Source organism: Fusibacter sp. QWL-12 (genome assembly GCF_058683495.1).
Genome location: NZ_CM178745.1, coordinates 3,020,445 through 3,042,487 on the forward strand (window position 1 = coordinate 3,020,445; position 22,043 = coordinate 3,042,487).

Genomic DNA, 22,043 nt, shown 5'->3' on the forward strand with positions numbered 1-22,043 from the left:
GAAGAAGAGGTAGGTGAAAAAATGGCAGAGCTTAACCTAAAACAAATTACAGATAAACTCAATGCTGAGTTCGCGTCTGACATACGAAAATTGATATTTTGGTACGATGCAGGCGCTGAGTTCAGTTCAGATATTGAATCCATAGAACTTGAAAATGCCAAGGTGTTGAAGCTGGAGCGGGATAATCAATTTTATATCAAGTATTTCTTGGAGCGTGAGGATACTACAACGAACTACTTGATTTATGCTCCATTTACAAAGCCTGCCCTTAAGGAAAATCATCTTGCAGATACGATTCGATATTCTAAAGAATTCTTTGCGGATCGAGCATCTTTACTAGCAGTTGACTTAGGTATTGATGAAAAATATAAGCCGGTGTTGCAGCATTATATCAAGTTCTTTGGATCAAAAGAAAGGACTCAAAAATTCTACGAGCTTGAAATTGAGAATTTTAGCAAGAGTATCATTGAAACGGCTCTAATGGGAGTTCTATGTAAAACGAAAATTGTATCCTTCGAGGAAATCGTTCGTACAGTGCTTACTGATGATGATCTGGAAGACAATAAATACATTGCTGATTTTGAAAAATTCGATTTACTTATGCCGTTCTGGAAGATGTGTGAAGAGACTTTTGGTTACACAGATGTTTCGCCATCTCTCAATAAATTAGTGTATACACTCTTTGTAACGTATACTTCAAAGGCAATTCGTACAGAGCTTCCTCAAGCTTGGAAGAATTATTGCTCTTATAAGTCGGGGAACATTATTGCTTTTCTCGACAGCTTGATGAATAGTTTGATCTTCAAGGAGAACTTTGATGTTTTATCAGACATGGTATACAGCACACTGAATGGTGATGCCATCTTTGAAAAATTGAATGTTAGTGACTATTCAGAGCTAGAGATCTTCAAGAAAACAGACATTTTTATTCTTAAGTGGCTGATTGATAGACTTGAGGGTGAGGACACAGCAGCCAAATTGAATGGGCACTCAATACCGGAGCTGTGCAGAGTAAGAAGAAAAATGCACTTTGGCCAGATGTATTTTTCGCATTATTACATTCTAGAGAATGCATACCATCTAATAATGTCAGCAAGGTTTGAACCACAAAAATCATCCTCCGATATTTGGAAGAGCTATATTTCAAAGGATTATGTTGTCGACCAAAAATATCGATATTTCTATTACCATTATGATTTGCTAACTAACAATTCTCCTTATGAGAACTTGAGAGATTTGGTTGAAAATATTTATACAAATCGCTATTTGGATCCTTTATCTGTTGCTTGGAATCGATCTTTTTTTGAGTGCAAAGGAGATACAGGATTAATCAAGCAGCATGAGTTTTATAACAAGTTTATACGTCATGCAAAGGAGCGAGTAGTCGTCATTATTTCTGATGCGCTCCGTTTTGAAGTTGGGCAAACACTACTTAAGAGACTTATAGCTGATGAGAAATGTAATGCGTCTATGAGTATGATGCAAAGCGTCCTTCCATCATATACGCGGTTTGGTATGTCGGCACTTCTGCCACACAAAGAGCTGTCAATGAGCGAAGACTTTAAAGTACTTGTAGACGGAAAGGTTTGCGATGATCTTAAGACCAGAGAGCAGATACTCCAGAACTTCGTGCTTAATAGTCGTACTGTCCAGTTCGATGACATCAAAACAATGAAGATTGCAGATTTGAAGGAAATCTTCACTGGACAAGAGGTTGTCTATGTATATCACAATCAAATAGATGCCAGAGGGGATAAGCTGAATACTGAGAATGAAGTATTTAGCGCTTGCGAAGAGGCAATCGAAGAAATCCACACAATGATCAAGAGATTGACCAGTGCAAACAACACACGCTTTATTATCACCGCTGACCATGGCTTTATTTATAAGCGTGATAAGCTGGCTGAAAGTGACAAGATTGGCGGCTTTGATAAAAAAGATGCCTTTGTAGGTAGAAGGTATGTCATTGCTAATGAAGCAGTTTCTGCAGATGGTATTGGAACTGTTACCTTGGGAGATATATTAGGCAATCATGATGAGCGCATCATATCTGTTCCTATAGGAAGTGATATCTTCAAAGTTGCTGGAGGGGGACTGAATTATGTTCATGGTGGATCATCACTCCAAGAAATGCTGATTCCAGTCATTGATGTGAAAACGAGCAAGGCACACACAGAGACAAAAGCAGTGAGCATAGCACTTGTTAGCCTAATTCATAAAATTACTAACCTAACAACCAATTTGGATTTTATTCAAACAGAAGCTGTTACTGACGTGAATAAAGAAACAACATACAAGCTATTCTTTATCTCTGGCGATAATGAAAAAATATCCAATGACAATATTTATGTGGCTGATAAGAAGGACGAGGATGCAAGTAAGCGAGTATTCCGATTGAAGTTTACATTTAAGAACAAGAAATATGACAAGACTAGAAAATACTATTTAGTAGCTTATGATGAAAAAAATGCTCTTGAAGTCTTAAGGCATGAAGTACAAATGGACTTGGCTTTTGCAGATGACTTTGGGTTCAATCTTTAAGGCAGGAGGATTAGAGAGAAGTGGAAGAATTTAAATTCGAAGAAGTGGACAATCCAAATGCTGCACTTAACAAAAAACTAAGACAGTTTTTTGATGGCAAGATTGTCCGAAAGGACTTAACAAAGTCCATAAAAGAAGGGGCAAATGTCCCTGTATATGTATTAGAGTTTTTACTCGGGCAGTATTGCAGCTCAGATGATCCTGAGATCATCGAAGAAGGGGTTAAGACGGTAAAGAGGATACTCTCTGAGAACTTTGTAAGGCCGGATGAGGCTCAGAAAGTATTGTCTATTCTGCGTGAACGGGGTAGCTATACAGTAATAGATCGAATCACTGCTAAGCTCAACATCAAAGAAGATCGATACGAGGCTGAGTTTTCAAATCTTGGAGTTCGAGAAATCCTTCTTGCTCCGAGTTATGTATCAGAATATGATCGACTCTTGTGCGGTGGAATCTGGTGTATCGTTCAGCTTGAATATGAGTATTTGGAAGAAGATAGACGAGCTAATCCTATCAGGGTTCGAAAACTGACACCTATCCAAATGCCGCACATCGAGCTTGATGAAATAAAGCAAGCAAGAAGGGAATTCACAAAAGAAGAGTGGCTGAATGTTCTTATTCGTTCAACAGGTATGGAATCGGATAAGTTCTCTACTCGTGAGAAGTGGTTGTTGCTTGCTCGTATGATTCCACTCGTGGAAAACAATTTCAATCTATGCGAATTGGGTCCTAGAAGCACCGGTAAGTCCCATATTTATAAAGAGATATCACCAAATAGTATTCTCGTATCGGGGGGGCAAACCACGGTCGCAAACCTGTTCTATAACATGTCCAATAAAACAGTAGGGCTTGTAGGTATGTGGGACTGCGTTGCGTTTGATGAAGTTGCCGGAATCACATTTAAAGATAAAGACGGCGTACAGATCATGAAGGACTATATGGCATCTGGTTCTTTTGCACGAGGCAAAGAGGAAAAGGCTGCCAGTGCTTCAATGGTCTTTGTGGGTAATATAAATCAAAGTGTGGATGTATTACTTAAAACGTCTCACTTATTTGAGCCGTTTCCAGAAGTTATGGCATACGATACAGCATTTTTGGATCGTATGCATTGCTATGTGCCGGGATGGGAGATACCAAAGTATAGACCGGATTTTTTCACCAACGAGTATGCATTCATAACCGATTATTTATCAGAATTTATGAAGGAAATGCGAAAAGAACAGTATGGCGATGCCTGCGATAAATTCTATAAATTCGGTTCTAATTTAAATCAGCGTGATGTTATCGCTGTCAGAAAAATGATTTCTGGCTTTACCAAGCTCCTGTATCCAAATGGAGAATTCACTAAAGAGGATATGGCAGAAATAATTACTGTTTCGCTTGAACTTCGTCGCCGTGTCAAAGAGCAACTCAAGAAGATTGGCGGGATGGAGTTCTATGATGTGAATTTCTCCTATGTTGATAATGATACTTTTGAAGAACACTACGTCCCGGTACCTGAACAAGGTGGAGGTAAGCTGATCCCAGAAGGAATGACTAATCCTGGCCATGTCTATACCGTATCAAGAGGTAAATCAGGCATGGTGGGTGTCTACCGCTTAGAAACACAAGTGTTGCCTGGAAATGGCAAGTTTGAACGTACAGGACTTGGATCGGATCGTGATGCCAAAGAAGCTACTAACACAGCATTCAACTACTTGAAAGCCAATGGCAGGCATATTAGCAATTCGGTCAGCACTACGACAAAAGATTACATGATTAATTATCAGGATTTAAATGGGATTGGTATTACAAAAACCTTAACCCTCCCAACTTTGATAGCAATATGCTCGGCCGCTCTTCAAAAACCAACTCTTTCAAGTCTTGCGGTACTTGGGGAAATAAGCATCAGCGGCACTATTCAAAAGGTCGAAGAGCTTGCAAATACTTTGCAGGTATGCCTTGATAGTGGAGCTAAAAAGGTATTGATTCCGATCACATCAGCAGTAGATATGGCGACTGTACCTCCGGAGCTTATGGGGGCATTCAGTATTATATTCTACAATACACCGCAGGAAGCTGTCTTTAAGGCTTTGGGCGTGGAGTAATAACCGGATAAAAATAACAGAATTTAATCGTTCGTAGATAGGGAGTGAAAATATGGCCGCCATAGATTTGAAATTAGAAGCTTGGAAAAATAAGCTACTTGATCTTGGGAAAAGAAACCGACTGATAAACTACAAAGAGACAAAAAGGTCTAGTTTGAAGATCATTAAACCTGACATTCTAAATCTGTGGCAAGATTTTGTTGTGAATGAAAGAGCCATAGAATTCCCTTTTTTTGATGAAGAGCTGTCGGATTCAGATAATGAGCAATTAAGCTTGATAGAAGAAGATTTAATCGATATACAAAGCTACATTCAAACAAACCAGTCAATAAAGGAACAACAAAGGACATTAAGATCACTAAGAGAAAAGGCTAAAACAGCTTCAGAAGAGCTTGGGGTAAATATTCTATATTTGTCTTTTGGATTTTTGAAATGGACTGAATCAGGTAAATCAGAACAGTCAATGATGTCACCACTTGTTTTAGTACCGGCATCATTGACAATAGAATCAATCAATGATCCTTATATTCTCAATATTCATGAAGACGAAATAGTTATTAATCCAACTTTGAAATACAAATTGGAAAATGACTTTGGGATTATTTTGCCTGAAATTGATGAAGACCAAGATTTGAAATCATACTTTAGTCGAATAAGGGATCAGATTTCAAAAAACAAATGGGATCTTGTTGAGGATGCAAGTCTGAGCTTGTTGTCGTTTTTAAAAATTAATATGTACAGAGACATTGAAAAACACAAGGAAAAGATAAAAGCTCATACTGTCATTCGGACAATTTCAGGGGATGCAAGCGCATCTAATTATGATGTTGATAGCATCAATAATTTTGATCATGACAAACAGACGAAACCAGTTGATGTTTTCCAAGTGGTTGATGCAGATTCAAGTCAACAAGACGCCATTGTGAGTGCGAAAAAAGGCGTTAGCTTTGTGTTGCAAGGCCCTCCTGGAACGGGCAAAAGCCAGACTATAACAAATATCATTGCAGAAAGTATTGCGGATGGGAAAAAGGTTTTATTTGTATCAGAAAAAATGGCAGCACTAGAGGTTGTACATAGAAGACTATCTATTTCGGGATTAGAAGATTTTTGTCTAACCCTGCATAGTCATAAAGCAAATAAGAAAGAAGTACTTGAGCAACTACGTACTGTTCTTGATTTTACTCAGAATACTGTTAAGTTAAATGATGAAGCTTTTCAAAAACTTGATCTTTTACAGACAGATAAAGAGAAACTGAATGCCTATATTGAAGCAATTCACACAAAAGTGTTACCTCTAGAGAAAACAATCTATGAGGTTAACGGAATATTGGCAAACTTAAATCAATATGAGGATATTATCTTTAGTGTCCCCCAAGTCAATGAAACAACGTCACAAAAATATAACCGGCTTATTAACTTACTTAATCAATTCGTTCATACCATGGGAAAAATGACTGATGATTATAAATCAAACCCTTGGAATAGTGCGAATGTTGCGATTGTAACTAATGAATTGAGACATGATATAAGTTCGAATTTGAAAAATCTAATTCCTAAGCTTGGTAATGCACTAGATCTTTCCTTAAAAATAGAAAGTTCGTTGGGGCTTAAGGGTGTTAACTCATATGCAACTTTACAGGGTATGTCTGAAATTTTGGAAGTCTCATCTCGTTCGCCGCAGGTACCTGTAAGTTGGATAATAGGTGATGATTTATCAGGACTATTTAAAGAAATTGATGAGTATTCGGCCATCAAAACAAAGTATATGGAATCAAAAGAAGATTTGTTTTCAATCTACCGGACAATTGAAAAGATGAGCTCTGATATGATAAGTGCCGATGATAGAGAACTTTTGACTACGGTGCAGATTGATGATGCTATTGCAAAGTGGACTTCGATTATAGATAAAAATAACTCATTTGATACTTGGAACAAGACCGCGTGTTTTGATAAGGCAAAGAGTCTTTTTGATGAGCTGAGTTGCAAACTGGGTGATTATCGTTCGTTAAAAGAAGACTTACTAAATACTTTTGAGAGTGAAGTTTTTAATATTGATTATCAGTCGATGTTACTTAGATTTAAAACTGAATATACGTCATTCTTTAAGTTTTTCAAAAAACAGTATAGAACAGACCGAAAAGAGATTTTAGGAAAATACAAAACTATAGTAAAAAAGATTGATGATGGTACTGTTGTAGAGATTCTTACGCATTTGAAGCAATTGGATGAATTGTCTAAGTGGGTGACTGAAAAATCTCAAGAGTACAAAATGCAGTTTTTTGAAGCGTTCAATGGTGAAAATACTGATTTGAAAGTTTTAGAATCATCATTGGAAATGTATTCAAATATTAAGCTGAGTCTTAATACATTGAATTCTCTAAAATCTATGACGAGCTCGATAGAAGAAAATGAATTCAAACTAAAGAACCATTATGAAGGCATGTATGCTGGCTTCAATACTGACTGGATTCAAGTAAGAAAATCACTAGAATGGGCGAGTGAATTCAGAAAAATTGTAGAACGGTATGATATTAATAAGGCGTTTTGTGAGAACGTTTGTAGTGATAATGCAAAGGTGACTCTCTGCTCCGAATATTTAGTAAAAGTAAACTCTTTGCTACAGCAAATTGACTTAGAATTTAAATGGTTTTTATCGCTATTTGATGATAAAGATTCATTGTTAATGGCCAACTTTAGCATGCTCATTGAACGAATTAACAGATGTCAGAATGGCCTTGCAAGCCTTGAAGAATGGATTGATTTTAGAACCGCACAAGAGAATTGCATTAGTGAAGGTTTAGAAGATTATATATGCAAGATTAAGGACCAACAGATAGAAACTAGTAAAATCATACCGGTTTTTAGAAAGCGATTTTATCGTTTATGGCTTGATGCTATAATGCCCCAATATCCAGATGTAATGAACTTTAGAAGAAAGAATCAAGACCACTTAATTAGTGAATTTTCAGCTTTAGACAGAGAACAATTAGATATAGCCAAAGCAAGGATAAAGAAAAAACTTATTGAGAACCTGCCTTCTCTCTCTAGATTTACAAATGGTGCAGATGAAATCAGCATATTAAAAAGAGAACTGAGTAAACAGAGAAGAATTATGCCTATTAGAAAGCTGTTTGCTCAGATCCCTAACTTATTATTAACTTTAAAACCATGTTTGATGATGTCACCATTGTCAGTGAGTATTTTTCTTGAGTCAGAGAGCTATGAATTTGATCTTGTAATATTTGATGAAGCATCACAAATTAATACTGAAAATGCTATAGGTGCAATCTCGAGAGCAAAGCAAGTTATTATTGCAGGTGATAGTAAACAGCTTCCACCTACGAATTTCTTCTCAGCATCTGTATCTGATGATGATTTTGATAATGATGAAGATGATGATTCAGAAGATGTGAATGCATATGAGTCAATTTTGGATGAAGCTAATTTGTTACCTGAAAGAACTCTATTATGGCATTACAGGAGTAGACATGAACATTTGATTGCGTTTTCAAATGCAAAAATTTACAAGAATAAGTTAGTTACTTTCCCTTCAAACTCAGAAAAAGTGAAAGATAACGGTGTTGAATATGTTTATGTCAAAGAAGGATTTTACGATAGAGGTGGGAAAAAGGGAAATATTATCGAAGCGCAAAGGATTGCAGAAATGGTATTTGATCATTTCAAGCGGTTCCCAAATCGCTCATTAGGTGTAATTGCATTTGGGGAAGTTCAGCAACAAGCCATTGATGCGGCAGTTCGCCACTTAAGAATGAATAATCAGTCTTATGAACACTTTTTTAAAGAAGATCTGGAAGAAGCGTTCTTTATTAAAAATCTAGAAAATGTTCAAGGGGATGAAAGAGATACAATTATCTTTAGTATTGGATATGCAAAACCACCTCAAGGTGGACAGATGCACATGAACTTTGGTCCGTTGAGCAAAACTGGTGGTGAAAGAAGGCTAAATGTTGCGATTACCAGAGCAAAGCACAATGTTAAACTGGTTGGTTCTATTATGCCAACAGATATCGACCTGAATAGAGTAACCTCAGATGGACCCAAATTACTTAGAAGCTATATTGATTTTGCTATAAATGGTCCATCTGTGTTCCTGGCTGAAGTTATAGATAATAATATCATTGAACATGATTCAGCTTTTGAAGAAGCTGTATACAATTATCTGGATAGAAAAGGATACAAAGTTGGATCTCAAATTGGATGTTCCGGATATAGAATAGATCTTGCAATTAAGCATCCAACACATAGTGGGAAATATGTTCTTGGTATTGAATGTGATGGTGCTGCCTATCACTCAGCAAGGACAGCCAGAGAAAGAGATCGACTGAGACAAGCAGTACTTGAAGACATGGGATGGAAAATATATAGAATATGGTCTACCGACTGGATCAAAGATCCGGTTACGGAAGGCCAAAAATTAGTAGATGCAGTTGAAAAGGCTCTGTTAGATTGTAGTAACGAAACAGACGATTCACTATTTGAACGAACTGAACAAATAGAAGAAAGCACAGAACAGACATACTTGACGATTGATATTAAAGATACAAGGGAAGAGGACGAAGATAATCCTTATCAATTTGAGATCAGAAATACAGCAAGCTTTGAACGACTCCCTAGAGATGCAAATGGTTACTTGGATCTTGCTGACTGCATCATGGAAGTCGTTAATGTAGAATTTCCTGTCCATTACGATTTGCTTTGTAAGCGAATAGCACCACTGTTTGGTTTTGAAAAAGTGACATCTACTGTAAGGAAAGAAGTGGATTATAAGCTTCAACAACTAAAAAAACAGGTCATTAAAAAGGGTGATTTCTTTGTGCCTAATAAGGATATTGCCATAAAGCCAATGCATAACAATACTAGACAAATCCAGCATATTTGCACAGAAGAACTTGCTGTTGCTATGCATCATGTAGCCAGAGTCTGCGTAGGAGCCACTGTTGATTCAGTTTGCTCAGAAACGGCAAGGGCTTATGGGTTTAAGAGAAAATCTGATAAAATCAATAGTTCAATGATGGAAGCATATGAACATCTAACATTAAGCGGAAAAGTCAAAGAGGTTGATGGAAAAGTTATCGTTCTCTAAGGCTTTATGCGCTATTAGTGATTTGAAATGAGGTGAACCATGTATATCATCAATAGAGATAACAAACAGTCTAAGAAGATAGAAGCCATTACATTCTCGTCGTTAGGATTAAAGGAAAGAGATGATTTGCAGGAATGGATTGTAAAAGAACCAACTATTTTGGGTGAGGAGCTCCTGATCATTCAAAAGGAGTTCAGCGGCTTTTCGGATACCAACGAAAGACTCGATTTACTTGCCATTGATCGCAAGGGTAATCTTGTAATCATTGAAAATAAGCTCGATGATTCAGGGAAAGATGTTACGTGGCAGGCAATGAAATATGCTTCATACTGTTCAACTTTAGGGAAAGAAGGTATTCGTAAGATTTATCAAGATTATCTGAATAAAACAGAACCTGGCATTATAGCAGAAGATAAAATATGCGATTTCCTGAACAAATCGGACTTTGATGAGGTGCAATTGAACCATGACCTTTCCCAGAGGATTATTCTGGTTGCCAGAGAGTTTCGTAAAGAAGTGACTTCAACAGTTTTGTGGGCAAGGAAGTTCAGGATCCAGATTCAGTGCATCAAAGTGACACCGTATCTGTTTGAGGGTCATTTGTTGCTTGATACGGAGCAGATTATACCTGTAAAAGATGTGGCGGATATAACGATCTCCCTTGATGAGAAGGCTCATGATGAAATAGCAACTGGAGCTGAGATTGCAGAAAGAGAGATTATTAGAAATCGGTTTTGGAATGAACTGCTTCCTATGATGAATGCGAAGTCACAGTTGTTTAGTGGTATCAGCACAGATTCGACTCATTATGACCATTGGCTGACAGCAGGCGCAGGCATGAGTGGTTTAGGCTATAGTTTTGTTATCACGAAAAAGTATGCAGCGGTTGAACTTGGGATAAATAAACCGAACCAAGAAGAAAACAAGAGAATCTTCGATTTGTTATTTGAAGATAAAGAGAATATCGAGCAGACATTTGGGTCACCTTTGTCATGGCAGAGATTAGATGACAAAAAGATGTCCAGAATTACTTATATTTTAGATGGGGTGAATGTCTTTAACGAAGACGATTGGCCACAGATGCAGCATTTTTTAGTGGAAAATATGATCAAATTGAATGACGCTTTGAAGAAAAACATAAATAAGCTTAAACAGAGCCTATGAACGGGAGGTTAGTGAAATGAACATACAAGGGCAGATTGTAAAACATAAAGCATTTGGAACCGGAACTGTTATTGAGAGTGATGACAACTTAGTTGTCGTATCATTTTCAGTGGGAGATAAGAGGTTCCAGTTTCCTGAAGCCTTTGGTTCATTTTTGGTGGCTGAAGATGATAGCTTTGCTGCATATATTGACACTATAAAAAAAGAAAAAGAACAGAAGGAAGCAGAAGAAAAAGCTATCAAATCAGAAGTGGCTGCTATCAAGCACGCTGCAGCAGCCAAAGAACCAGAAGTTAAGAATAAAAAGATGGCGAGAGCCAATATTGCATTTAAGTGCAACTATTGTGATGGGGGAAGATCGGACAAACAAGTTGGTTTTGAAGGGGTTTGTAGTGACTCCATTATAAATAACAATATCGCTATAGAACGCAGAACATGGTGTAACTCAGAAGACTGTGCATGTTTGGATTATTATAACGGCAAGATATCTCGTGAAGAACTGGATGCACATTGCGATGATGGCGGATTTGTCTGCTATGAAAGCCAGATGTTAAGAGATTGGAAGGCGCTTGCAGGCATCGTTCAAAATGGCGATCGAAAAGGTGAGCCGATGAAGCTACATCAGGTTCAAAATAACAGCTTGTGTGTTCTTACGACTCGTAATCCAGGCAGTTCGGAAAATGAAAGATACATATTTGCCGTTTTTCTGGTAGATGATACGTATGAAGGCGACAATAGGGATGAGGGGTACGTTTCAACAACATCAAAATACAAACTGAAACTCTCGCCAACTGAAGCTCAAAAAATGTTGTTCTGGAACTATCACTGTAATAGCAATAATCCAGGTATCCCTGCGTGGAACTCTGGACTCCATAGATATTTTCAAGATGATGTCGCTGCGCTAATTCTGCGTGATATTTCAGAAATTAAAAAGGGAACTAAAGATCATAACCTTGCAGAAGAATTCTTCAACTATTTTTGCAGAATCAATCGAATTTCAGAACTTAATGAGTATAGTGGTGCTCTAAGAAGGTAATTGAGTTGGTAAAATCAATGGAGCTGTCCTTCTAGTTTAATCACTATCCGTTTTAATGGACACCTCTTGTGATAATATGTTATCATAGGAGGTGTAATTATTTGGGATTGATATTATGAGGTGGATGCTATGGCCAAGAGTTCAAATCAGAAATTGAAGCTGCTGTACTTGCTTAAAACACTGAATGAAAAGACAGACGAAGAAAATACCTTGACGATTAATGATATGATCGCAGAGCTTGAGCGCTATGGAATAACCGCTGAGCGAAAATCTATTTATGATGATTTGGAAGCATTAAGACATTACGGATTGGATATTGCGACACGCAAGTCAAAGACCACTGACTATTTTGTTGCCAGCAGATTATTTGAGCTCCCCGAGCTCAAGCTATTAGTTGATGCTGTCCAATGTTCAAAGTTTGTTACACATAAGAAAAGCAATGAGCTTATCAAGAAGATTGAGAGTTTAGCGAGCTATAGACAGGCTCAATCGTTGCAGAGACAGGTTTATGTCTCGAATAGAGTCAAGACCATCAATGAAAGCATTTACTACAATGTGGACAGGCTTCATACAGCAATTGCAGAGAACAAAAAGGTGTCATTCAAATACTTTGACTACGATATCAAGAAAGAAAAGGCATTCAGAAAGAATGGTGACAAATATTCGGTGAGTCCGTATGGCTTGTCATGGGATGATGAGAATTATTATCTGATTACTTTTTCGACTAAATATAATGGATTTACACATTACCGGGTAGATCGAATGACAGATATCGATCTGATTGATGAGGAAAGAGATCCGCTGCCGGATAGGGAGCATTTCGATATTGCTGAGTATACAAAAAAGGTTTTTAACATGTTCGGTGGTGAGGAAGTTCTGGTACAGCTGCAATTTGATAATTCGCTTGTAAATGCAGTTATCGACCGCTTTGGCAAAGACGTTGCGATTGGAAAAAAGGATGAAAATAGCTTCTGTATCTGGATTAAGGTAGCCGTAAGCTCTACTTTCTTTGCTTGGATATCACAGTTTGGAAGCAAGGTGAAAATACTATCTCCAGAGCCGGTGATTGAGCAGTATAAACTACATTTGAGTGGAATTCTTGATCAATACCAGCTAGAAATTTAGAAACGCTCGAGTATAAATCATTGGAGGCAATGTTGATGATAAATATTCTAAAAAACTATAGCAAGAAAACAATAGATATATATGATCTAGCTTTCGAATATCGTAAGAAACCGGTACTGCAATGGTCTCGTGAAGAAATCAATGAATATATTCAGCAGCTTCAAGATTTGGATGACCAAAGAATTATTCAAATAAAGAGAAGTGCCAAAGGTGAGACAAATTTGGATTCTATCCAGAGAAAAATCACTATTAATAAATGGAATTTGGAAGGTCAATCTGGAGACGTAGATCTTGATTTGTTTTGCCACGATTTAGGGATGGACGCTTCATACTATCTGAAGAATTTAGAGCAATATCATATTGATAGACCCCACATTGAGAGATTAAAAGCCCTTCTACATAGAAATTCTGGAGAATTGACGCTCAATGAAATTTCATATGTGGTTTTCAAAGACGAAAAAGCATTATCACAGCCCGAAAAAGCTTCAGTGAATGGGAAACGTATCCTTAACAATCTGGGGCTAGAGATTAGTGACATTCCGTATGTGGATACAATATCGCCCTTCTATTATCCGACATCGTCCGATGGTGATACGGTTCTAGTTGTCGAGAATAAAGATACCTGCTTTTCACTACTAAGACTATTAGCTGGGAAAGAGTCCAACATCAAAGGTGTTCTCTTCGGAGAAGGAAGAGCAGTTATTAAGATCTTTAAGTTCTTGCATGTATATAGCCTCGGGAACAACGATTTGTTTTTATACTATGGAGACGTTGATCAAGAAGGTTTTGATATTGCAAGGTCGCTTATAGAAAAGTATCCGCAGCATAACATCAAGCTCTCAAGGGCTCTTTACCATAGCTTGCTTAGCTACGAAGGACGGGCGCTTTACAAAAAACGAACGATTGATAACTCAAAAGCGGAAGACATACTGACAAACCTATATGACGAAGATAGAACCACAATAATGTCAATATTGGAATCTGCGGGATGTATTCCGCAGGAAGCATTAAACTATGATGATATGAAGGTGACAATGGATGAATTACAATATAGACTATTCTGATGCCAGTAACCGTCAGGAAATAATAGGGATATATTCGCTGTATTATTATATTGTGTCGGGAGCTTCCTATGCGTTCGATATTGGCAATTTGGTAATATCACTTCTCATTTACATGGTTGAGGAAGGGCGACTGAATGCATATGCGATGAAAGTATATGAAATCAAAACTTTTATAAATGAGTACTTAAGTGGTATTGCGTATGTTGATGAATACAACTTGGATGAGATTGCCGAGAACCTAATTTCCAAGCTTCAAGGAGCTAAACCGAATGGAGATCCAATCAAATTTGAATATTATGATCACGAAATTCGCAGTGTAAAATCGGTTAAGGTTGCCTATGTGGATTACAGCCTAAAAGATGAAGGCTTCAAGATAACCGATAAAGGTTTGGAGTTTCTTATTTCATCAAAGGAGATTCCACAGGAAGCTAAGTTGACCGTGGCGTTATACCTTTTCAAACTGCAATTGGAAAAGAAAAAGTATAAAGCAGCTCTAAATACCATTAAGAGCATTAATCTGGAAACCTTGAGGCAATTGGACATTAAGACCGAAATCTTGTCGATGAACAGATTTGGCCGTGATGAAGCGAGTAGACTTTACAAAAAATATTGGGGCGATTTCTTTGAACTTCGCAGCGAAGAAACAAGTCACTATGAAGATGCCAAGGAGCGCCTGCAGCTTTACAAGGAGAGCGAATACCTAGAAAAGAATAACATTACACTCACACCCGAAGATATCGAGGTGTTAAGAGCTATTGAAATTGAACTCAGCAAGAGTTCGAACCTTCAAGCCCTGTATACAAATGAAATTTCAAAAATGCCAGTTGAGATGCTTGAAATTGATAAATCATCGATGATTAATATCTTTCTAAGTCTGTTCAATTTACAGGAGCACTTTGATGAATTGACAAAACTCGATACCCCTATCGATAAATTTATAAATTCTGTTCAGCCATTACTATTGCCGAAACGAAACAAGCGATTTGGGGTTACGGTCGCGTTATCGGGGCAAAAGGTTACAAGGCAAATGGAGAACATAGCAGCCGAAGAAATCAATGTAAAACCGCAAAAACATGAAGACTTTGAAAAAATCTACGATGGCCGAATGAAGAACAATTATTTTAAACTGTTCGAGATGTTGGTCGAATACCTGGTTAAGATAAATACTACGATAGAGGATATCTCAGATTTTATAATCTATGTTGAGCAAGGAAAGGGAACAGCAGCAATAGGGTCAATTGACTTTTTAAGCTTCTTATTAAGCTTAAGCTATTTGCCGGATGCTCAAAGAGAGAATGATTACGGTTCTGATAATGTGCAGGTGATACAACTGAATGAAAGAAACTTGATAATAGATAAACCTATTGAAGTGTTCCAAGTACAAGAACTATTAACATACTTCTGGTTTGAGAAAATGAAAATGGCTTATAATGCCGAGATCCATATTGCAACTGAACCGGATCAAAAGGTACAAATTAACGGTGAAGAGGATAGAACGATCGGGAATTTGAAAATTAGCTTGATTGAGAAAGGAAGCTTGAAAAATGGCCAAGAATATTGATGCCGTAGGAAATGCTCTTAAAGTGCTGATTGAAAAAGGAAGTCTTTCAAGAGATGAATTTCCCATAATCCATGAAAGTATTATTAACGATGGAGATACTCTGAGTGACTTAGAAAATCTATGCCAAACAATGGGGCTATTTTTAAATGAAAAAGCTGGAACCTTCTACGTCTCGCCGATACCTGGAGTAAAAACATTTGGTTATACAAACGAAGAGATGAGGAAAGAATTCGGATATTCCTTTAATAACGAAGATCTGTATACAGCTCTATTTATCATTGCAAATGTTATTACTGAGTTTTTCCCAGAAGCAAGCCCCTCAGCAATGAAGCCATTCATGAAAAGCAACGACTTGATGGATATTGTTGATAAAAAGGTAGAAATTCTAAGAGAACAAGCTAATCTAGATGAAATCTCATACGAGAAATCATACAACTTTGAAGTTGTAGTAAAGAAATGGTCTGATTTGCCCAGAGTAAGGCTTGATAAGGGCGAAGGGGATAGCAGGAAGGAATATGGTAAATCATCGAAAATCCAACTGCTCAATACAACGCTTCGCTTTATGGAAAATCAAGAACTTATTAAGCTGGTCGACTTGAATGGAGACAAAGTGATTTACATTACAGACCGCTTCAAGGCTACAATTTTGAATGCCTACAATGCAGATGAAATTCAAGCTGAAATATACAATTACCTTGATAACCTGATTACTGAATAAATCGAAGATAATGTGTTTCTAGAGAAGGAAGGGAGAAATATGGCCAAATTAGAGGGTTTTAGGTTGGTAAATGTTCATGCTAATCATAACTCGATTGTGTATCCAAACGAGTATTTCTTTATTGATGGCAAAAATGCTCTGCTTGATATGAAAAATGGTGGAGGCAAAAGTCTTGCAGCCCAGATGCTGTTTCAAACTGTTTTGCCTAATTCATTTTTTTCTGATAAAAACCAAGTTCTTAATTTGTTTTCAGGGGTAACACTGGGATCAACAGTACATTCGGTATCTCATTTTAGTATTGAAGGACACCAGTTCAACAATATCTATCTTGGGTTTGCTGCTATGGCTGAGCCAAGAAATAGTGATGAAGCTGCGGATGCAGTAGATAACTCCGACTTGGGACTCAAATATATGAATTACATCATTGCTGGCAATAATTTAGCGGCAGATTCGTTATCAATTGAAACATTGCCATTGTGCAAAGAGGACGGCGACAGGATAACACCTGCAAACTATAAAAGTATAAAGGACTTTTTACAGGCAAAAATGAGAAGCGATAAGCACGGTCGCTATTTTGTCATACAAACTTTTGAAAATGAAAAGAGTCGGTACTATCAGGAGTTAAAGAAATTTGGAATCAACTCAGAAGTATTTGAATTCTTGAGAGAAATCAACAAAGACGAAAACTACATCAAGCAGTTCTTTGAGGAAAAATGTAAGCGCCCCAAGGACCTGCTGATGAATTTTATTGTTCCAAATACAGAAAAAGCGCTTGACGCTAGAGCATTCGTAATGAATCTGGAAAAAGTAGACCGATCATCTCAACTCGCGGAATCGCTTTTTGAAAAATCACAGAGTCTGAATGAACTTAATAAATTTCAAGCTGACAAAGCAGAGTATGAGCGGTTAAGAGAGGAAATTGCAGCCTTTATTGAATTTGTGAATGGGAGAGTAAATGCTCTTGAGGAGTATGATACTCATTTGAAAGAATACCCTAAGCAAGCTGCGGCATATGTATTTGCTCTCAGGCAAATGGAAGAGCGCTCGAGGGGATTGGAAGCTGAACATGTTGGACTTAATGTTCTGAAAAGTAATTTCGAGAAAGACATTGAAAATATTGAAATTCGCAAGCTTCAGATAGAACTTGAAAAACTAAACAAGACGCTCGCTTATAAAACAGAGATCGTGAATCAACAAAATGCAGAAATAGAAGATCTGCAGCAAGAAAAGACCAAACTTGAGACTATTAATTTGACTATTGATTACAAGCAACATGAGTCTGAAAAAAATGGGATCGACGAAAGATTGGAGAAATTAACGAGCGCACACTATGACGAGAAAAAGATCACAGCAGAATATGCGAATACAATCTATATGATTGCAGAAAAAGAAATCGACCATTTGGAGATTCAGCTTGACTCGAATAATAAGCATTTGTTTCAAGTAAATCAGAAAATTGGTGATATAAAAAAGGCTGAAGGCGAATTTGGATTACGATTAAAACAATGCACAGAGAACATCTCAAGTGCTAATAATCAAAAGTACAACTTGGAAAGTTCTTTATCGGATATCGACAAAGAACTTAGAGAATACCCTAATTTCAGTAATTCGCTGTTGGATGAAGAAGAGCTTAAATGCCTTGAAACGCTAAAAACAAGTGTTGCATTAGAATTGAAAGGCACATCTGAAGCAATCAATAAGAACAAAGAAGAGCAAATAACAGCCAAAGGTGATGTAAACAATACTGAGACAATCATCGGTGAACGTAAAAGACAGCTCTCAGAGAAAAATGAATGGGTGGAAGCATACAGAAACTCTCTCAAAGAAATTAGGACAAAGACATCCGCTCAAGAGAGTGATATCGAAGAAATTTGTGGCCAGTTTAAAAAACAGGTTGAAAGTCATGCTTCAAGATTGATTGAAATCAACAAATCTGTAGATCAGTTAAATGACGAGATTAAAATACTCGAAGACTATGGGTTCCTAAGAGCTAGATCAAAGTATGATGCTCTTAATGCAATTAAAGGCGACTGGAAATATGCGAAATTTGGATCGGATATTTTGAAAGAACTGGATGAAGAGAAATCCAGAAAAATACTTGATAGATTTCCGGGCTTTGCTGAGGTCTTGATAGTTGCAGATGATGACTATAAGCGTGTTTCAGAAGGTAAGAAAACCGTAAGTATATCGGTAGCTCAAGAAAACTTGGTGTTAATGCCGTGGTCCGCTATAAAGAAATTTGAGGAAGAATTTCAATTCAACTCACTGTTTCTGCTTACCCGTGATGGAGAGTATTATAGAAATCTTCTCAATCCAGAAGTGGCAATTGAATCGAGATGTAAAGAAATCAATAAATTATCAGAAAAGCAAACTGCTCTAACTACAGAAAAGGAAATGATAGAAACACAGATAGCCTTGTTAAGCGCCCATATTTATAAGTATCCCTTACAAACAGTCGAAAAATATTTAGAATCTGTAAGTAAATTGGAAAAAGAAATTTCTGCATCAACGGCGACAAAGCTGCAGCAGGAGCAGTACATTCGAACACTAGAGCTTAAAGCAGAGGAACTAAAGGATAAGCTTCAGAAGCTTGAAAACGAAAATACAGAGGTAAATGAAAAGCAGCAACTACTCATTTCCAAACTGAAATTGACTAACGAGATTAGTGAAATTGCTGCTCGAATTAAAGATTTCATTGATGAGAAGTCAAGTTTAGAATATGAAAATGACAACAACAATGCTGATCTTAACCTTGCCCAAAAGGAAAAGGATCATCTTGAAAAGACCATTGAAAGATTAAAAGAAAATATCCGCATATATCGTGACTATGTAGACGGATCGAAAGGTTATAAGGATGAAAGCTTTGGCATATTAGAGGAAGCGGATGTAGCCAATCTCTACAGCAAATTTATAGCAGCAAAGCATGCATTCGATGAAAAGGCACAGAATTACGAAGAGCTGGTTGAAAGGCAAGCCAAACTGAATAAATTGATGCAAGATATCCAAGAAGACCATAGGTTCGGGCAGATAGATTTTTCGGAAGTCTACGCACTTAATTATGTTCAAAAGGTTGCTCCGGAAGAGTTTAAGGTTATTGATCTGAAAATTGAAGACTTGAATAAAAAGAAATACGGATTTGAAGAAGAAAGAAACAATGTCAAAGCTGAACTGATCGCCTGCAAAAAGGGTTACGAAAAACTAGAGAATAAAATTACTGTGTACTTTGATAAATTTAAAGCTCTTGATGCGCAGCAATTATCTAGCTTGGAGAGAGAAAGTCATACAGAGCTATTGAAGGTTAATGATCAAATTGAAACTATTAGAAAAACAATGAATGACATAACTGAGGAACGTAATCTATATACGAACGAGCTTGGTCAGTTCAAAGTTTTTTGTGACACAAATGCGTTGAATTGGCAAACCGCTGTAAAATCAGATTTCATGCTTTCTTATAGTGAAATGCAAAAAAGCTACGCAAAAGTGAAAGCAGAGTATGATAAGGCAATTAGTCGAATAAATGGGGAGATAAAAAAGCTCGACGCCATGCTCCATAAGCTTATTATCAACGAGCAGCTTAAGCTTAAGCTCAAAGAATACCTTACCAATAAGCGGACGTTTGAAGAAACGATATTGCTTGTAAAACTCCTTTTACAAACTTCTGATAGCATCAATACGACTATTCGAAATTTAGAAACATCGATTGAAAACATCGGACGTCTTGATGAAGAGATTGCTGAACAAGTATTTAGAATGCTTAAAACGATATTGGATGAGATTGCAAAAATTCCGGAGTATTCAAAGTTTAAGTACGGTGATTACACAAAAGAATCATTTAAAATCAACTTAAGTGATGAGAACAGTTGCAGGATTGAAAATGATATTGCTCTAAGCAGACTTAAGGCTTATGTCTATGAACTGGCGTATTCAGTCCAAAATGAAGGGATGACTAAGAAGGAAATCAAAAACCGGCTTAGCATTAACAATATCATTCAATATGGAATTGATTTTGATAAGCTGAATATCCAGATACTAAAGATTGAGCAAGAAAAGCCTAAATACTATAGTTGGGGAAGGCTTTCAGCATCATCAGGTCAAAGCTATGTAACATATGTTATGTTTGCTATCACGATGGTTAAGTATTTTAACAATGTGACAGTGATAAATGACAAGATGAAAGCACCGATTTTTATGTTCTTGGATAATCCGTTTGCATCTGCATCCTCAATTGAGCTTTGGGAACCAGTAAGGCGATTCCTCGATAAAAGCAATGCTCAACTACTCTGTGTTGCGCACAACGTACCAAGTTCAGCACAGATATTGTTTGATAAACACATGATTATTGAACAGACAAAGAATGCTAAAGGTCAGTTCATCAATACTATACGGAATGAGAAAACGGAATCAAAGGAAATCATTCAAATGAGGCTGTTCGATCATTTAGAGATTGATTAGCAATAGCATATTGAAAATGCAAAGTTAAGTACACACGGTATTAAGTCATGCAAAATGAATTACTCTCGTCTTTAAAGGAGGGATAGAAGTGTTTTCACCACTAACGCAAGAGAAAATCGGGTATTACGTATATTGCTTGAATTATCCTGATACAGGAGAGACCTTTTATATTGGAAAAGGCAAAGGAAATAGGGTATTTAGTCATGCCAACGGAAACTTGGAAAGTGATTCAAATATTGAGAAAATTGAAGTGATCAATAGTATAAAAAGTAGAGGTCAAAAGGTTGAACACTGGATTATCAGATATGGAATGAGTGAGAAAGAGGCTTTTGAAGTTGAAGCAGCTTTGATTGATTTTGTTGGACTTGATAATTTATCAAACTGTGTCAAAGGGCATTCCATTGAACGAGGTAAAATTTCTTGTGAGGAATTAGATATTCTTTTAGGAGCTAAAAAAATTGAGATCCAAGATAATGTTATGACAATAAAAATAAATGCCAAATATAGAAGCGATATGAATGAACAAGAAATATATGAGGCAACGAATAAATGGTGGAAAGCAAATCAAGTAAATGCTGAAAAAGCAGATTATGTTCTTAGTATTCATAACGGGATTGTGAGAGGTGTTTTTAAACCTATAGCATGGTTTAAAGCAGAGGACTCCAACAGAATTGGATTCGAGGGAATACCAGCTTATGATTTAATCAAGGAAAGGTATCTGCATCGTTCAATTGAAGAATTTATCGTAAAAGGAAATGCAAATCCGATTCAATACTTCTTTGTGAATAATTTTAAAGAGAGCTTCAATATGCAAGAATCTGACGACATAAACGATGACGAAGAAACAAGGATTGAAGAAAAAGCAATTTTGATAAAGGTAAATGCAACTTACCGTGATGGGATGACCAAAAATGAAATCTACACTGCTACTAGAGGTAATTGGAAGCTGTCATTGATAAAAGCACAAAATGCAGAATATGTATTTAGCATTGTAAATGGGACAATCATGGAGGTATTTAAGCCTTTGAGCTGGAGCAAATGTACTGATTCAGAAAGAATATTTTTTGATGGAATATTAGCTCCAGAGGTTATAAGAGAAAAGTATCTCGATAAATCCGTTAAACATCTCTATTCAAGGGGAGAAGCAAATCCATGTAAGTATTTGAACTTATGAGGATAGAGATTATGTAT

Annotated in this window: 11 protein-coding genes; all 11 read left to right on the forward strand. The window is 36.9% G+C overall.

Annotated elements, in window-relative coordinates:
• The first annotated feature begins 21 nt into the window (after nt 1–21).
• The 11 genes from pglZ (at nt 22) to AC4PID_RS14555 (ending at nt 22,026) form a co-directional block, all read left to right on the forward strand.
• Complete coding sequence (gene pglZ, locus AC4PID_RS14505; protein ID WP_492132706.1) at nt 22–2,541, forward strand: BREX-1 system phosphatase PglZ type A; 2,520 nt, start codon at nt 22–24, stop codon at nt 2,539–2,541.
• Nucleotides 2,542–2,561: 20 nt separating this feature from the next.
• Nucleotides 2,562–4,628: a protease Lon-related BREX system protein BrxL gene (brxL, locus tag AC4PID_RS14510; RefSeq protein WP_492132707.1), complete on the forward strand. Its 2,067-nt coding sequence runs from the start codon at nt 2,562–2,564 to the stop codon at nt 4,626–4,628.
• Between the two features lie 52 nt (nt 4,629–4,680).
• Nucleotides 4,681–9,732, forward strand: coding sequence for a DUF3320 domain-containing protein (locus AC4PID_RS14515; protein ID WP_492132708.1), 5,052 nt, complete (start codon nt 4,681–4,683; stop codon nt 9,730–9,732).
• Between the two features lie 39 nt (nt 9,733–9,771).
• On the forward strand, nt 9,772–10,896 hold the full coding sequence (locus tag AC4PID_RS14520; RefSeq protein ID WP_492132709.1) for a DUF4268 domain-containing protein: 1,125 nt from the start codon (nt 9,772–9,774) through the stop codon (nt 10,894–10,896).
• A gap of 16 nt (nt 10,897–10,912) precedes the next feature.
• Nucleotides 10,913–11,932, forward strand: a complete 1,020-nt coding sequence (locus AC4PID_RS14525) for a hypothetical protein (RefSeq protein WP_492132710.1) — start codon at nt 10,913–10,915, stop codon at nt 11,930–11,932.
• Between the two features lie 129 nt (nt 11,933–12,061).
• The gene (locus AC4PID_RS14530) at nt 12,062–13,057 is read left to right on the forward strand and encodes a helix-turn-helix transcriptional regulator (protein ID WP_492132711.1); all 996 of its coding nucleotides are present in this window, start codon (nt 12,062–12,064) and stop codon (nt 13,055–13,057) included.
• A 35-nt stretch (nt 13,058–13,092) separates the two neighbouring features.
• Nucleotides 13,093–14,121 carry a Wadjet anti-phage system protein JetD domain-containing protein gene (locus AC4PID_RS14535; RefSeq protein WP_492132712.1) on the forward strand — a complete coding sequence of 343 codons (1,029 nt, stop codon included), beginning with the start codon at nt 13,093–13,095 and terminating at the stop codon, nt 14,119–14,121.
• Entirely contained in the window at nt 14,096–15,682 is a 1,587-nt protein-coding gene (locus AC4PID_RS14540; protein WP_492132713.1) for a hypothetical protein, read from the forward strand. The genes AC4PID_RS14535 and AC4PID_RS14540 overlap by 26 nt, the downstream gene beginning before the upstream one ends.
• A complete protein-coding gene (locus AC4PID_RS14545; RefSeq protein WP_492132714.1) occupies nt 15,666–16,400 on the forward strand; it encodes a DUF6063 family protein in 735 nt (244 codons plus the stop codon). Before AC4PID_RS14540 ends, AC4PID_RS14545 begins: the two co-directional genes overlap by 17 nt.
• Nucleotides 16,401–16,439: 39 nt before the next feature.
• The gene (locus AC4PID_RS14550; RefSeq protein WP_492132715.1) at nt 16,440–20,852 is read left to right on the forward strand and encodes a coiled-coil domain-containing protein; all 4,413 of its coding nucleotides are present in this window, start codon (nt 16,440–16,442) and stop codon (nt 20,850–20,852) included.
• Nucleotides 20,853–20,988: 136 nt separating this feature from the next.
• Nucleotides 20,989–22,026 carry an LEM-3-like GIY-YIG domain-containing protein gene (locus tag AC4PID_RS14555; protein ID WP_492132716.1) on the forward strand — a complete coding sequence of 346 codons (1,038 nt, stop codon included), beginning with the start codon at nt 20,989–20,991 and terminating at the stop codon, nt 22,024–22,026.
• Nucleotides 22,027–22,043: the final 17 nt, after the last annotated feature.